The organism is Pseudomonas syringae group sp. J254-4, from assembly GCF_032586855.1.
Lineage (GTDB): Bacteria > Pseudomonadota > Gammaproteobacteria > Pseudomonadales > Pseudomonadaceae > Aquipseudomonas > Aquipseudomonas amygdali.
Genome location: NZ_JAWHOO010000032.1, coordinates 1 through 14,407, shown reverse-complemented (window position 1 = coordinate 14,407; position 14,407 = coordinate 1). Strand labels below are relative to the sequence as shown.

At 60.1% G+C, this 14,407-nt stretch carries 9 protein-coding genes; 3 read left to right on the top strand and 6 right to left on the bottom strand.

Annotation, left to right across the window (positions count from 1 at the left end; translation table 11 throughout):
- Positions 1 to 2: 2 nt before the first annotated feature.
- From RYB09_RS25450 to RYB09_RS25435, 4 genes are all read right to left on the bottom strand, one after another.
- Positions 3 to 2,903: a type VI secretion system Vgr family protein gene (locus RYB09_RS25450; protein WP_316890742.1), complete on the bottom strand. Its 2,901-nt coding sequence runs from the start codon at positions 2,901 to 2,903 to the stop codon at positions 3 to 5.
- Positions 2,904 to 3,339: 436 nt separating this feature from the next.
- Positions 3,340 to 6,495 (bottom strand): CusA/CzcA family heavy metal efflux RND transporter, encoded by a 3,156-nt coding sequence (locus RYB09_RS25445; protein WP_316890740.1) that lies wholly within the window; start codon positions 6,493 to 6,495, stop codon positions 3,340 to 3,342.
- A 24-nt stretch (positions 6,496 to 6,519) separates the two neighbouring features.
- Positions 6,520 to 7,776, bottom strand: a complete 1,257-nt coding sequence (locus RYB09_RS25440; RefSeq protein ID WP_122258835.1) for an efflux RND transporter periplasmic adaptor subunit — start codon at positions 7,774 to 7,776, stop codon at positions 6,520 to 6,522.
- 67 nt (positions 7,777 to 7,843) lie between these two features.
- Positions 7,844 to 9,070, bottom strand: coding sequence for a TolC family protein (locus tag RYB09_RS25435; protein WP_122258836.1), 1,227 nt, complete (start codon positions 9,068 to 9,070; stop codon positions 7,844 to 7,846).
- A 266-nt stretch (positions 9,071 to 9,336) separates the two neighbouring features.
- Between RYB09_RS25435 and RYB09_RS25430 the strand changes: the two genes are divergently transcribed.
- The 3 genes from RYB09_RS25430 to RYB09_RS25420 all read left to right on the top strand — a co-directional run bounded on the left by RYB09_RS25430 (position 9,337) and on the right by RYB09_RS25420 (position 11,915).
- Complete coding sequence (locus tag RYB09_RS25430) at positions 9,337 to 10,011, top strand: heavy metal response regulator transcription factor (protein WP_004654919.1); 675 nt, start codon at positions 9,337 to 9,339, stop codon at positions 10,009 to 10,011.
- Positions 10,008 to 11,399, top strand: coding sequence for a heavy metal sensor histidine kinase (locus RYB09_RS25425; RefSeq protein WP_316890737.1), 1,392 nt, complete (start codon positions 10,008 to 10,010; stop codon positions 11,397 to 11,399). Before RYB09_RS25430 ends, RYB09_RS25425 begins: the two co-directional genes overlap by 4 nt.
- Before the next feature lie 114 nt (positions 11,400 to 11,513).
- Complete coding sequence (locus tag RYB09_RS25420; protein ID WP_058402397.1) at positions 11,514 to 11,915, top strand: MAPEG family protein; 402 nt, start codon at positions 11,514 to 11,516, stop codon at positions 11,913 to 11,915.
- A 47-nt stretch (positions 11,916 to 11,962) separates the two neighbouring features.
- On the opposite strand, the gene RYB09_RS25415 is transcribed toward RYB09_RS25420, so the two are convergent.
- Positions 11,963 to 12,373 carry a DUF1090 domain-containing protein gene (locus RYB09_RS25415; RefSeq protein ID WP_005746924.1) on the bottom strand — a complete coding sequence of 137 codons (411 nt, stop codon included), beginning with the start codon at positions 12,371 to 12,373 and terminating at the stop codon, positions 11,963 to 11,965.
- 39 nt (positions 12,374 to 12,412) lie between these two features.
- Positions 12,413 to 14,098, bottom strand: coding sequence for an NAD-dependent DNA ligase LigB (gene ligB / locus RYB09_RS25410; protein ID WP_316890734.1), 1,686 nt, complete (start codon positions 14,096 to 14,098; stop codon positions 12,413 to 12,415).
- Positions 14,099 to 14,407: the final 309 nt, after the last annotated feature.

The window sequence follows — 14,407 nt, the reverse complement described above, 5'->3', positions numbered from 1 at the left end:
ATTTAAATCTCCGGCTCTGATTCTGAATTGTCAAGTGACGCATATTGAGCTCTGAAATCACGTTTACTTCCTGAGTTTGCTACACCCCGGCGCGATCCTACTTGGTGATGATGAAGTCCGCTATTAGCAAGCTCGGCGTTGTTTTCTTCGCCTTTATATTGGCCGCCGACAGGTATTTTGTAGCTAATGCCATTAGCTAACTCTACGACATATTCAGCAATGGTCGGATTGTGATCAACATCAATTGTCCCTTTTTTGTTCATGACGTCTTGTTTTATCAATGCGCCCCCGGCAAACAGTTTGTAAGGCATACCAGCCCACGCACTGGAGCTTCCGGCGTTGGTTTGCCCAGCATAAAAGGTAAGCGCTTGGGTTACAGAGGACTCGGGCCAGGCGGGATGGTCGCGATTAAGCTGGGCTGGCCCACTAAACGTCTTCTTCGCCCCTTTGACATCAATCGTCCCCGGCGCATGAATCTCGATATTCCCGTCCTTGATGCGGATGTAGCCGCCACCGCTGGTAAGGAGGATGCCTTCCTGGGCGGCGATTTCTATTCCGGCAGCGGTCGAGGTGATTTTCACCCCTTGCTGCGCGGTCAGCTCCATCGCATCACTTTGCGCCTGTAGCTCAATCTTGCCCTTGGCAGCAAACAGTTTGGCTCCGGCGTTCTGCGCGAACAGGCTGATGCTTTGCGCGACGCTGGCCAGCAGGGATTTGCCGCTAGCAATGCTGACGTCTTCGCCGGTGCTCAGGGTCAGGTGTTTGCCGCTGTGCAGGTGCGTGCTTTTCGGCGTGGCAGTGGCGATGTCGGCGGGGGAGGAGGCGATCAGCAATGGCTGCTGGTAACCCGGTGTCTTGCCGCGTCCGCCGCTGCGGATCGCCCAGGCGGTATCGCCGCCGTTGCGTTGCTGCTCGCCGGGGCCTTGGCTCGGGCTGCCGTCGTCACTGCCGTAGGTCACGTCGGCATCGCTATTGAGCTGGGTGAGGCTGTCCAGGCCTTCCTGCATGGGCAGGGCGTTGTGCTGTTGCGCCGTGTCGGACAAGGTCTTGACGCGTTGCTCGCTATTTTTCAGTTGCTGCTGCGCTTCGCTGGCATCGATCTGTGCGCCCTGGGCACCGCTGCGTTTCCAAGTGCTGAGGTACAAACCCTGCTGGGCGCGCAAAGCACCGTAAGCATCGGTGCGCAATTCAAACCCGGTACCGCGCAGGCCTCCGCGATTGTTGCCGCGCTGGTCGATCAAATAACCGAGGTTGAGTTGGGTGTGGCCATGACTGCTGTGGATCTGGGTGCGGACCTGGCCGGTCGAGTCGTCCATCACCCAGTGGTTGAAACCACCGCCGCCGACTTCCTTGCTCTTGTAGCCGGCCATCAGACCGCTGGAGTGCCAGGCGGGTTTGTGGCCGCCGTAGACTTGCCCCATGACCAGCGGTCGGTCGATGTCGTTGTCCAGAAAAGTGATGACCACCTCTTCACCGGCACGCGGCACATGCACACTGCCCCAGTCCGGGCCGCTGCTCGGTTGCATCATGCGCAGCCAGCAGGAACCCAGTTCGCCTTCTTGGGAAAGCCGGTCCCAGTGAAAGCGTACGCAAATCCGGTTCAAGGTATCGGTAAACACTTCATGGCCGCTGGGCGTGACGACCACGGCGGTCTGTTGGCCGAGGCTTTTGGGTTTGAAATGCTCCGACGGGCTGCGGAACGGCACGCTGTGCAACTGGCCTTCAAAGCGATTGAGGAAGAAGCCGTGGCTGCCGACGCCCAAGGTGTCCGCTACCTTGTTCACGACGCCAAGCCCTGAAGGCTCAGGGCGCACCGATCTGAACAGCGCCGCCAGACTACCCGGCACTTCGCGGCGCTCCTTGGCCAGTGGCAAATTGCTCTCGGCGAACATCTCGACTTCGATCAGCAAAAACTGACGCTCTTCGGCTGCCTTGCGCTCGTACAGCGGATGCTGGGTCAGCTCAAACCAGCGCCCGGCTTCCATCTGCCGCACGCCGCTTTGACCTTGCACACGACGTGCCTGGGATTCACGCTGTTCGATCTGTACGCGGCTCAGCCACTCGCCCCGGTCCTGCTTCTGCCAGCCGTACTGGCCCTGATACTCGTAACGCTCAAGCGCCTGCGGGGCCGAAGCGGCCTGTAGGGCAGGCATCACGGTTTCGCGTGGCTGGCCGTGGGCCAGGTAATCGACACTGCGCCAATGCAGCTTGCCGCTCAACAACTGCGAACCACTGCTCCACTGGGTAATGCCGTCCTGTTTTTCAGTGGCGTTCTGGGTGTGAAAGCGAATGCTCTGCGGTGCCAGCGCGGGCAGGGTGTCGACGGTGTCAGTGAAGACAATGCAGTGCTTGTCCGCTGTGTGCTCGACGTACCAGAAAAGACCTTCCTGCTCGCACCAACGCTGCACGAAGTTGGCGTCGCTCTCGTTGAACTGAGTAACGTAGGAAAGAGGTGCATATTCGCGACGCAGGTCCAGGCGGAAGTTGCCTTTGGCCTGCTCATAAAGAGAGAACACCGCTTCCAGAATCGCCGGCAGGTTCTTGTCCTGCCAGATGCGGCAGTCGAGCCGGTATTCGAGCAGGCTGAACCAGGGCGCGAAGACCAGTTGCCAGTCATGCAGACCGCCGTCATTGCCCAGATAGCGCACGCTCTCGACCAGGCCATGACGCTGCGCGGGAGAACCGTCATCGCAGAGAATCGCCAGGCTGACCGGCTGGCCGATGAGTTTTTCAGGATCGTATTCGGTGTCCTGCACCACTACGTCGAGGGTGTAGCGGGGCACGCGCCCGATGCGCTCGACCCCATGCATGCGCAGGGCCTGAAGCTGATGCTCGCCCAGCGGCGTGGTGAGTTGCAGAAGGCGTCCGCTCTGGCTGAGAGGTGTGCCAAAGGTCAGGTCCATTGTGTAACTCCTTTACTTGCGCAAACTGTACGTCCTGTCTTTCAAATGGCCACTTCGTGTGGCGAATTGAAAAGAAACACAACGTTCAGCGTCGATCCTGTTTGCCGCCGATGCGCAAGCGACTGCGCTGTTAGTGGCCGATCCGGGGAATGAGTTCCCACACTGGCGGGAAATTCATGATCTTAAGTATCTTCGGCGCAACGCGTTCTGCGCTGGATGATAAGGCTGCATTTCAACACATTTGGCAACTAGTGAGTAACGTGTTCCATGGTTCGAAATATCATTGCTCAAGGCTGCGGTGTCTACCTGAATTGTTCGCCAGCAGGTGTGCTGCGTTTCTGGAAATGGAGTAAGACTTTGGCTACAGACAGTGCCGACTGCGCTGGGCCAGTTGACGGTAACATCAGCTGGATCAGCGCAATTTTTACTTAAAAACCTATTTCAACGCCTCAACCGCCTCCTCATCCTCCCGCCTATGCGCCCACTGATACAACGCCGGTAACACCAGCAACGTCAGCGCGGTCGACGACAGAATCCCGCCAATCACCACCGTCGCCAGTGGTCGCTGCACTTCGGCACCAGTCCCGGTGGCGAGGGCCATGGGGATGAAGCCCAGCGAGGCGACCAGTGCGGTCATCAGCACCGGGCGCAGGCGGGTGAGGGCTCCTTCGGTGATGGCGTCGTGCAGCGAGCGGCCTTCTTCGCGCAGGCTGCGGATGAAGGCGATCATCACCAGGCCGTTCAGCACCGCCACACCCGAGAGTGCGATGAAGCCCACGCCTGCGGAGATCGACAGGGGAATGTCGCGCAGCCACAGGGCCATGACGCCGCCGGTGAGTGCGAACGGTATGCCGGTGAACACCAGCAGGCCGTCCTTGAGGTTGTTGAACATCATGAACAGCAGCGCCAGTACCAGCAGCAATGCCACTGGCACGACAATCTGCAGGCGTTTGGCGGCCGATTGCAGTTGCTCGAACTGGCCGCCCCAGTTGGTCCAGTAGCCGGCCGGGATCTGCACGCCGTTATCGATAGTGGTGCCTGCTTCTTCGACAAACGAGCCGAGGTCTCGGCCGCGCACGTTGGCGCTGACGATGACCACACGCTTGCCGTTCTCGCGGCTGATCTGGTTCGGGCCGAGCACCAGGTCAAGGCTGGCGACCTGGGACAGCGAGATAAAGCTGATCTGCTGGTTGCTGTTGGCGCTCGCAGGCACCGGAATGAGCAGGCTGGAGAGCCCGTTCACATCGGTGCGCAGTTGCTCGGACAGGCGCACCACCATGTCGAAGCGGCGATCACCTTCATACAACGTTCCCGCCTGACGACCGCCCAGCGCAATGGCGATGGCGTCCTGCACATCGGCCACGTTGAGGCCGTAACGCGCGGCCTTGTCGCGATCGATGTTGATGGTCAGTACCGGCAGGCCGGTGGTCTGCTCGACTTTCACTTCTGAAGCGCCTGGCACTTTTTGCAGGGTGGCGGCAATTTTTGCGGCGGTCTGGTTGAGCACGTTCATGTCGTCGCCGAACACTTTCACCGCGACGTCACTGCGTACACCGGAAACCAACTCGTTGAAGCGCAACTGGATCGGCTGGGACAGTTCGTAGTTGCTGCCCGGCACACTGGCGGCGGCCTTTTGCAGGTCGGCTATCAGTGTTTCACGGGACTTGTCCGGGTCCGGCCATTCACGTTGCGGCTTGAGCATCACATAGCTGTCAGAGATGTTGGGCGGCATCGGGTCGGCGGCGATCTCTGCGGTGCCGGTGCGGGCGAACACGCGCTGCACTTCCGGGACCTTGTCGATGATGGCTTTTTCCAGACGCTGCTGCATGTCCACCGACTGGGTCAGGCTGGTGCCGGGCACACGCAGCGCCTGCAAGGCGAAGTCGCCTTCGCTCAGGCTCGGGATGAACTCGCTGCCCATGCGGCTGGCGGTGAAGCCCGACAAGACAATCAGCACCAAGGCCATTCCGAATGCGATGGCGCGATGCCCCAGCACCCAGCTCAGGATCGGCGCGTAACGGTGGCGAACGGTGCGCATCACCAGGCCTTCTTCTTCCTTGACCTTGCCGGTGACGAACATGGCGATGGCGGCAGGCACGAAGGTCACCGAGAGGATCATGGCACCGAGCAGGGCTATGACCACAGTGAAGGCCATAGGGTGGAACATTTTGCCTTCCACACCGGTGAGGGCGAAGATCGGCAGGTACACGACCATGATGATCAACTGGCCGAAAATCAGCGGCCGACGGGCTTCTCTGGCGGCGGCGAAGACCTCGTGGAAACGCTCGGAGCGGGTCAGCATGCGGCCGTATTTCTTCTGGGCATGCGCCAGCCTGCGGATGGCGTTTTCGACGATCACCACCGCGCCGTCGACAATGATGCCGAAGTCCAACGCGCCCAGGCTCATCAGGTTGGCGCTGACCTTGTTGGTGAACATGCCGGTGAAGGTAAACAGCATGGCCAGCGGAATCACCATGGCGGTGATCAGCGCAGCACGGATGTTGCCCAGAAACAGGAACAGAATCACGATGACCAGAATCGCGCCTTCGATCAGGTTCTTTTTCACCGTCGCGATGGCTTTTTCGACCAGGTTGGTGCGGTCGTAAACCGTTACCGCTTCGACGCCTTCGGGCAGTGTGCGATTGATGTCGGCGAGTTTGGCGGCCACGGCCTGTGACACCGTCCGGCTGTTTTCACCGATCAGCATGAACACCGTACCAAGCACCACTTCACGGCCGTTTTCGGTGGCTGCGCCGGAGCGCATTTCCTTGCCGATACCGACCTCCGCCACGCTGCTGATTCTGATAGGCGTGCCCTGCACGTGGGCGATGACGATGTTGGCGATATCGTCCACCGTGCCGAGCTGGCCCGGTGCGCGTATCAGCAGTTGCTCACCGCCGCGCTCGATGTAGCCTGCGCCGACGTTGGCGTTGTTGCGCTCAAGCGCAGCCACCAGATCGTTCAGTGTCAGTTTGTAGGCCGCCAGCTTCTTCGGATCGGGCGCAATCTGATACTGCTTGGCAAAACCGCCGATGGTGTTGATCTCGGCCACGCCCGGCACGTTGCGCAGTTGCGGCTTGATGATCCAGTCCTGAATCACTCGCAGGTCGGTCGGCGTGTAAGGCGTGCCGTCTTCTTTCAGTGCGCCCTCTCGGGCCTCGACCGTCCACAGAAATATCTCGCCAAGGCCGGTGGAAATCGGCCCCATCATCGCGTCGACGCCTTCAGGCAACTGGTCCTTGGCAATCTGCAGGCGCTCGCCCACCAACTGCCTGGCAAAGAACAGGTCAGTGCCGTCTTCGAAAATCACCGTGACCTGAGACAGGCCCGAGCGCGACAGCGAGCGCGTCTGTTGCAGACCGGGCAGGCCTGCCATGTTGGTCTCGATGGCGAACGTGATGCGCTGTTCGGTTTCCAGCGGCGAGAAGCCGGGTGCCGACGTGTTGATCTGCACCTGTACGTTGGTGATGTCGGGGACGGCATCGATAGGCAGTTTCTGGTAACTGGCAATGCCTAGCCCAGCCATGAGCAGCACAGCAAGCATCACGACGATGCGCTGTTCAATCGCGAATTGAATCAACCGTTCAAACATGGAGGTGTACTCGTGTGACGCAGATCAATGGGCGTGCTCGGCGGAGCCTTTGCCCAGCTCCGACTTGAGGATGAAACTGCCCGCGGCAGCCACTTGTGTACCGCCAGCCAGGCCTTTGACGATTTCCACATGGCCGCCATCGCGGCGACCGAGCGTTACCGGTGTCAGTTGAAAGCCTTCAGCGTTGCGTACGAAGACCGAGGGTTTGTCCTCAATCGACTGAATCGCAGACTCGGGAATGCTGACCGCCACGCTGGTCTGCTCGGCGGCGACTTCCACCGACACGAACAGGCCGGGACGCCAGGCACCCTGCGGGTTGGCAAGGGTCACGCGCACGGCGGCGGCGCGGGTCTGCTCGCCCAGCAGGCTGCCGACGTAACCAATCTTGCCTTCGACCCGCGCATTCAGATCGGGCGCGCTGACGATGACCGGACGACCGACCACCACCTTGTCCAGATCCTTGGGCGCTACGCCGAAGGTGGCCCAGACACGCGACAGGTCGGACAGCGTGAAGGCATTGCTCGCTTCGCTGACCATCTCGCCGATGCCGAGGTGTTTCTCCACGACCATGGCGTCAAATGGCGCGATCAATTCGTAGCGATTGCCCGCGGATGGGTTCAGGCTGGCACCGATGGCGCTGATCTTCTGTCGGGCGTTGGCCAGGTTGATGTCGGCCTCCTGAAACTCCTGGCGCGCTTGCAAGTAGTCCTGCTCGGCGGAAATCTTGTCTTCCCAGAGTTTTTTCTCGCGCTGTAGCGTCAGGCGTGCCAGTTCCTGGCGGCGTTGTGCGGCGTTCAGTTCGCTGCGTTGATCGGAGATCTGCTGGCTGGCAATCACCGCCAGCACCTGGCCCTTTTTCACGGCTTGACCCAGATCGACCTTCACTGATTCGACCACACCGCTGACCCGAGGCACGACATGCGCGGTGCGGTCCTCATCAAAGCGGATTTCGCCGGGGAAGGTCACAGTGGTGCTCATCTGTCGAGGTTCTGCGCTTGCCAGCTCGATGCCGGCAGTCTTGATCTGCTCGGCGCTCAGTTCGATGTGTCCTTCTTCCTCTTCTTTATGGGAAGACTCGGAGGCTGCGGCGTCCGGTTTTTTCGCCTCGTTGCCGTGGTCTGGCTCTTCAGCATGGCCCTGCTCGGATTCATGCGCGTGCCCATCGGCTGACGGCTCTGTTTCAGTTGCGAATGGCAGCATCTGCGGGTTCAGCGTCAGACTGCCCAGACCAATGATGGCCACCACCGCCAGCGTGATGGCAATGCTTCGTTTGTTGTTCATAAAGGCTCCCGGCGATCAGGTGCTTGCGGCACCTTGCGATACGCTCGATACAGGCGGAAAAGGAAAGTCAGGGGTTGAAGCTGAACCGGTTGAGATCACCGTGAATTCGCTCGACAGCCACTCGGGCTTCGGTGGCAGTCGCCAGTGATTCCAGGTACTGGCTGCGCGCTGAAATCAGCGTTCGTTGCGCATCCAGCACTTCCAGAAAACCGAACTTGCCCATTTCGAAACCGCGCGTTGCGGTGTCGACGGCGCGCTGCGCGGCGGGCAGGATGACCTGATTGAAGGACTCGACTTCCTGCGCCGCGGTGCTCCACTGATCGAGGGCGGACTGGGTCTGGGTACGCAGCTTGAGCTCAACGGCATTGCGCAGGTCGCGTGACTGGTCGGCCCGGCGGGATGCTGCGAGCACGTTGCCCTGGTTTCGATCGAATAGCGGCAGTGGCATCGACAGGCCCACGACATTGACCCGTTCGCGCTCTTCGCGGCTGTACTGGCTGCCGACGCTGACGGTCAGGTCCGGGATGCGCTTGGCGCGTTCTGAACCCAGCGCGGCTTCGCGCTGTTCTATTTGCGCCTGAGCGAGGCGTAGCTCTGCGGACTGGTTGATGGCGCTCAGTAGCTTTGCGCTCGGTGGCAGCTTGCCCGGCGACAGATCGGTGTATTCCAGACGCTCAAAAGAGGCGACCGGCGAACCTGTGGTGCGCGCCAGTTCACGGTTGCTGTTGATCTTCAGGGTCTCGGCGCGCCGTACCAGCAGGTCGGTTTCAGCCAGTTGCACCTGGGCGCGCGTGCCCTCCACCGGTGACACCTTGCCCGCCCGAACACGCCCTTCGGCAACCTGCAGGCCGCGTTCGGCCAGTGTTCTGGACTGGCGCGCCAGGTCCAGACCTGCCTGCGCCCGCGCCGCTGCGTAGAACGCCTGAACCACTTCGGCCCGCAGTTCGTTGCCGCGTCGCTCAAGCTCCAGCCGGGCGGCGTCCTGGCCCTTGCTGGCGGCTTCGATGCGTGCTCCGCGCTTGCCGCCCAGTTCCAGTGCCTGGCTGAGCATCACGGTGGTGGTGCTGGTCTCGCGGCGTGTGTCTTCAACCTCCCACGACACCACCGGGTTGGGAATCAGCCCGGCCTGCTGGCGATCACCTTCGGCAACGCCGATCTCCCATTGCGCGGCGGCGAGTTCCGGGTTGCGCGCAAAGGCTGCGTCCAGCGCCTGAGCCAGGCTGATGCCCTGGGCTGCTGCGATGCCGGGAGCAGCAAACGGCAACAGCAGCAGGCAAAGTGCAGCGACTTTCATGCCGGGCACCCTGTTACCAGACCGGTACGCCGAGTGCGTACGTTGTTCTTCAGTCGCATGAATTACCCTGTCCATGAAGCACCCCATCAAAACAAAAAACAAACAGGCACCTTGGCGCTGAAGTTGGCTGTGGGGACTTTATGTAACCGGAGCTATCAGAGGGATTGCTGGAAAATTACGATTTTGTTATCCAGCAAGATAAGCGTTTCTTTTCAGTACACTGCACGGCATCGTCATCATCCGTTCATCAAACAGGAAGCCTGGTTATGCGAATCCTTGTCGTAGAGGACGAGCCGAAAACTGCCGAGTACATGCATCAGGGTCTGACCGAAAGTGGCTATATCGTCGATATCGCTGCAACCGGGCTCGATGGCCTCTATCTCGCGCAGCATCAGGCTTACGATGTGGTGATACTGGATGTGAACCTGCCGGAAATGGACGGCTGGGAGGTACTGAGTCGCCTGAGGAAGACTGTCAGTACGCGCGTCATGATGGTCACTGCACGAGGGCGCCTGGAAGAGAAGGTCAAGGGCCTGGAATTGGGCGCAGATGACTATCTGGTCAAGCCGTTCGAGTTTCCCGAGCTATTGGCAAGGGTCCGCACGTTGATGCGGCGCAGCGAGCAGACCACCACCTCCAAGGTGTTGCAGGTTGGCGATCTGGAGCTTGATCAAGGGCGGCACCGGGCGTTTCGCGGCAGCCAGCGCATCGACCTGACCACCAAGGAGTTCGCGCTCCTGCACCTGCTGATGCGTCACAGCGGTGAAGTCATGTCGCGTACCCAGATCATTTCTCTGGTCTGGGACATGAACTTCGATTGCGACACCAATGTGGTGGAAGTGTCGATCCGTCGCCTGCGGGCGAAGATCGACGATCCTTTCGAGACCAAGCTGATCCACACGTTGCGCGGCGTGGGTTATGTGCTGGAAGTGCGTGAATGAAACCGACGCGTCTGTCGACGCGCCTGGGGCTGACCGTTACTGCGCTGATTGCGTGCCTGGTGCTGGTAATGGAAATGCTCGCTTATGCGGCTATTTCCCGTCAGCTCGATCTGCGCGCCGAAGACAGCCTGAACGAGAAGTTCGCGCAGATCGAACACAGCATGAGCGAGGGATTTCTCGGCATCGAAGACATTGTTCAATACCCTCATACCCTGCGTGACCAGATCATCGGACACGACAGCTATTCGTTGATGGTGCTCGACGCGAGCAACCCTCGGCAGCAATTGATGATGGTCGGTAACGAGGAGGGCCGGAACCTGCCTGTCCCCGAGGCAGATCACATACCTCAAGGCTTTCAGGAATTGCAGTCGGTACACGGCCACAAGATTCTGATGGGTTATAGGGAAATACACCTCAAGACAGGGCAGGACATTCTCGTCAGGCTGTCGATGGATCGGGAAAGCGACAGCACGCTGCTGCACGCTTATTTGAAATCGACTTTCCTGATACTGCCGGTGATCTTGCTGCTGGTCGGCTTCGGTGCCTGGTGGGTGGTGCGTCGTGGTCTCAGGCCGTTGGGCGCTTTCAGAAAAGTAACGGCGCTGATTTCAGCCCGTGACCTGTCTCATCGCATGAAAGTGAAGGGGATGCCTGATGAATTGCGCGACCTGGCGCATGCGGTCAATTTCATGCTGCACCGGCTGGACGGCGATGTGCAGCAGCTGGCGCAGTTCTCGGACGACCTCGCGCATGAGTTGCGCTCGCCCATGAACAACCTGATGGGCAAGGCGCAGGTCACGCTTTCCAGGCCGCGCCCTTCGGAAGAGTACAAGCAGGCGCTGGAATCGTGTACCGAGGAGCTGGAGCGCATGTCGCGCATGATCAGCCAGATGCTGTTTCTGGCCAGTGTCAGCCAGCCTGCCGCGCCGCTGCCGGTTGAGGTCATCGACCTGCGCGAAGAGGCCGACAAGGTCGCCGAGCTGTTTTCATCTTCGGCGGAAGAGCGCGACATCACCTTGCAGGTTCAGGGCAACGCGAAGGCAACAGGCGACCGGCTGATGATTCAGCGAGCGATTTCGAACCTGCTGTCCAACGCTATTCGCCACGGTCTGTCCGGCAGTGTCATTACCATCACCCTTGCCACGCATGCAGATGAAGTGTCACTGGCGGTGCGCAATGCGGGCGAGGGGATCGATGCCGAACACCTGCCGCGGCTGTTCGATCGCTTCTATCGGGTTCATGTCAGCCGCGCGCGACAGCAGGGCGGGACGGGGCTTGGGCTGGCGATTGTGCGTTCCATCATGAGCCTGCATGAAGGGCAGGTGACGGTCGAGAGCGAGCCCGGACACTTCACTACGTTCAGCCTGATCTTTCCTAAACTGGTGTAATGCGTCAGGTTGCTGGTCGTTCTTCAAGAACCTTTCGCTGCCCCCCGGCTCATAGCTTGTGAGCGGGTATTGCCCGGATGCTTCAGATGAAGCTGAACCTATAAGGATGGACGTATGACAGTTGCTTTCTGGTGCGTGCTGGTCGCGATCCTGCTGCCGATTATGTGTGCCGGTATCGCCAAGTTCGGCAGCGGCAAATTCGGCAGTGGGCACAATCATGACCCGCGCGCCTTTCTCGACAAGCTGGAGGGTTTCCCGCGCCGTGCGCATGCTGCCCAACTGAACAGCTTTGAAGTGACCCCGGCGTTCGCAGCAGCGGTCATCATTGCGCACATTGCCGGCAATGCGCAGTTGGTGACCATCGATGTACTGGCCGTGCTGTTCATCACCAGTCGTCTGCTTTACATCATCTTCTATCTGGCTGACCTCGCCGCACTGCGTTCGATAGTCTGGCTGGTGGGCATGGGGCTCATCGTCGCGCTGTTCGGCGTGTCGGCTTTCCCGGCCGTATCCTGACAGCCAGGTTGCGGGGCTGCCGATAAGCAGCAGCGCCGCGACCTTGATCAATCGTCCGGCTGGACTTTCTCAAGGTCGGTCTGGGCTTCTTGCAACTCTTTACGCGACTCGGCCAGCTTGTCCTTGCGCTTGTTGATCTTCTCCGGATCACCCTTGTCCATGGCCTTGTTCAAGTCGGTCTGGCGGCGGCTGACTTCCTGCTTGGCGTCCAGCACCTTCTGCTTTCTCTGCTTGATCAATGAGGTCTCGGTGCAGTTGGCATTGACCTCGGCGAGGGCCTTCTCAAGCCCGGTCTGCTCGGCCTTGTTACCCTCAGTTTTGGCGTCCTGAATCTTGCTGCTGATTTCCTGGCTTTTGATCTGGCACTCGGAAGGTGCGGGTGCCTGCTCATCTGCCAGCAGCGTTGTAGCCAGCAGCGTGCAACTGGTGAAAAGGATCAGTGGTGATAAAAACTGCATATGAACTCCGTTTGAACACGGACAAAAAATGGACGTCCGCTACTTAAAACCTGAAATACCCTGAGCCTGCAATTGATGGCTCAATGCCTGCACCTCTGGGGCCTGAAAAAAAGACCTCAGTGTCGCTGCCCGGCCAGGCCCTATGCCCGGCTCTGCTTGCCATTGCTCAACGCTACGCCCGGCCAGTTCCTGCCAATTGTCAGGAAGTGTTGCGCTTCCTGTAGGCGGCAGTCCGATGGCCTTGAGCCACGTCTGAAACGGCCGTTCACGCGCTGTTTGCAGGCTGGCGAGCAGTTTAGCGCTGCTGCGCTCTGCGAAGCCGGGAATGTTAGCAAGCTCAGCATGATTCAGGGTCATCCAATCGAGCAGGCTCTCTATTTGGCCGTTTTCAATAAGCTTGTCCCAGGTCCCCGGACCGACGCCGGGCAGCGCAAGGCCTTTCTTGCCGCTGAGCCAGATCAGTCTGGCGCGGAACTGGCTTTCACAGCCTGGTGTGGCTTGCCAGCAGCTCAACTCATGAAAGTCATCGGCTTGCGGAATGATCATTTCAACTCGCTCGGCCGCGCGGGATATCACGCCGTCGAGTCTCGGAATCGTCAGCCCGGCCAAGCTCACGGCTACCTGATCGCCAGGTCTTATATCCAGCGTTTGCCAGCGTTGCAGTGAACCGGTGCTGATGCGGCTGACGGTACGGTCGTCGAGACGTACCGGGGTCAGCTCCAGCACAGGGGTAATCCTGCCGCTGCGGCCAATCTTGAAGCTGACCTTGCGCACCTCGGCCAGTGCCTGGGCGTAAGGGTGCTTCCAGGCCGCAATCCAGTAAGGCGCACTGGCTTGCCAGCGTTGCATCGGTGGGCGCTGGCCCTGACGCATGATCACGCCATCTGTCGCGAATGGCAGAGAATTGCGGTACCAGTGCTCGCGCCATTTCGCAGCCTGAACATGATTTTCCAATGGGTGCGTGTACGCCTCGCTGTCCTCAACGCCCATGGCTTGCAGGCCTGCGAGTCGTTGAGCCATATCGTTAGGCCCGTTCGGCCAGTCCCAGACGAACAGCCCGATGGCATCAGCCTGCTGCGGGCTGATTGTCTGCCGGGCCAGCATGCCTGCCACCTTGCTGCGCGCGTTGACGCTGCCGGATATTGCCTGAATATGATCGGTCAACCGCCAGTACAGCTCGCCTTGCAGGATCAGGGAGTCATGTTGGGGTAGACGCTGAGGAATGGCCTTTATCAGTCGTGCCTGCGAAGTCCAATCCTGGCCCTTGCGCCCATCGCCGCGACTGATCGCCTGCACCAGCTGACCTTTTTCGTAAACGAGTGTGACTGCCACGCCGTCGATCTTGGGCTGAATCCACAGGTCGTTGCGGCCTTTCAGCCAGGCCTCGACACTGCTTTCGTCCGCCAGCTTGTTAACGCCCGTATGCGGTACGGGATGAGGCAGCGGGCCAACAGCTGTCGTTAGCGGATCGGACTCGGGTGTGGAAACGGCAAAGCACGAGCGCCACACGCTCAGCTTCTGCCGCGCCTGATCGTAAAGCTCGTCCGGGATTTGCGAGAGGCCCTGGCGATGGTAGCTGTCGTCCCACGCGGCAACCTGCTGTTGCAAGGCCGTGACCTCGCTGCGTGCCTTGGCTGCAGACCAGCCAGGGCATTGGCTGGCATGGCCGAGGCCGGGCAGAAGAAACACAAGAGCGAACGTCATCAGGCGAATGGTGGGCAGCATCGAAGCATCCTTGCTTTAGGAATGGGCTCGATGAGGCTAGTCGTTGTCGTATGGTGAAGGGGTAAGGCTTGGTTACCGGGTTTTGCGATAGCGCAGGGCGGCACGCCCACGCGGAGTGCTCAGCGGCTGCACCGGCCTCTTCGTGAGCAAGCGCACACGCCCTTCAGGCAGAAGCGCAGAGCATCGGGCACGATAGTTGAGGTTATCGTTCCTCACGCTCCAGCGTGGGAACGCAGTTCTCGACGCTCTGCGTCGTCAAGAGGACGCGGAGCGTCCAGAAAGGCATGCGACGCAGAGCGCCGCACGATA

Coding starts and splice junctions, on each gene's coding strand:
- RYB09_RS25420 (WP_058402397.1), top strand. CDS start 11,514: ATGACAGTTGCTTTCTGGTGCGTGCTGGTCGCGATCCTGCTGCCGATT.
- RYB09_RS25450 (WP_316890742.1), bottom strand. CDS start 2,903: ATGGACCTGACCTTTGGCACACCTCTCAGCCAGAGCGGACGCCTTCTG.
- RYB09_RS25445 (WP_316890740.1), bottom strand. CDS start 6,495: ATGTTTGAACGGTTGATTCAATTCGCGATTGAACAGCGCATCGTCGTG.
- RYB09_RS25430 (WP_004654919.1), top strand. CDS start 9,337: ATGCGAATCCTTGTCGTAGAGGACGAGCCGAAAACTGCCGAGTACATG.
- RYB09_RS25425 (WP_316890737.1), top strand. CDS start 10,008: ATGAAACCGACGCGTCTGTCGACGCGCCTGGGGCTGACCGTTACTGCG.
- RYB09_RS25415 (WP_005746924.1), bottom strand. CDS start 12,373: ATGCAGTTTTTATCACCACTGATCCTTTTCACCAGTTGCACGCTGCTG.
- ligB (WP_316890734.1), bottom strand. CDS start 14,098: ATGCTGCCCACCATTCGCCTGATGACGTTCGCTCTTGTGTTTCTTCTG.
- RYB09_RS25435 (WP_122258836.1), bottom strand. CDS start 9,070: ATGAAAGTCGCTGCACTTTGCCTGCTGCTGTTGCCGTTTGCTGCTCCC.
- RYB09_RS25440 (WP_122258835.1), bottom strand. CDS start 7,776: ATGAACAACAAACGAAGCATTGCCATCACGCTGGCGGTGGTGGCCATC.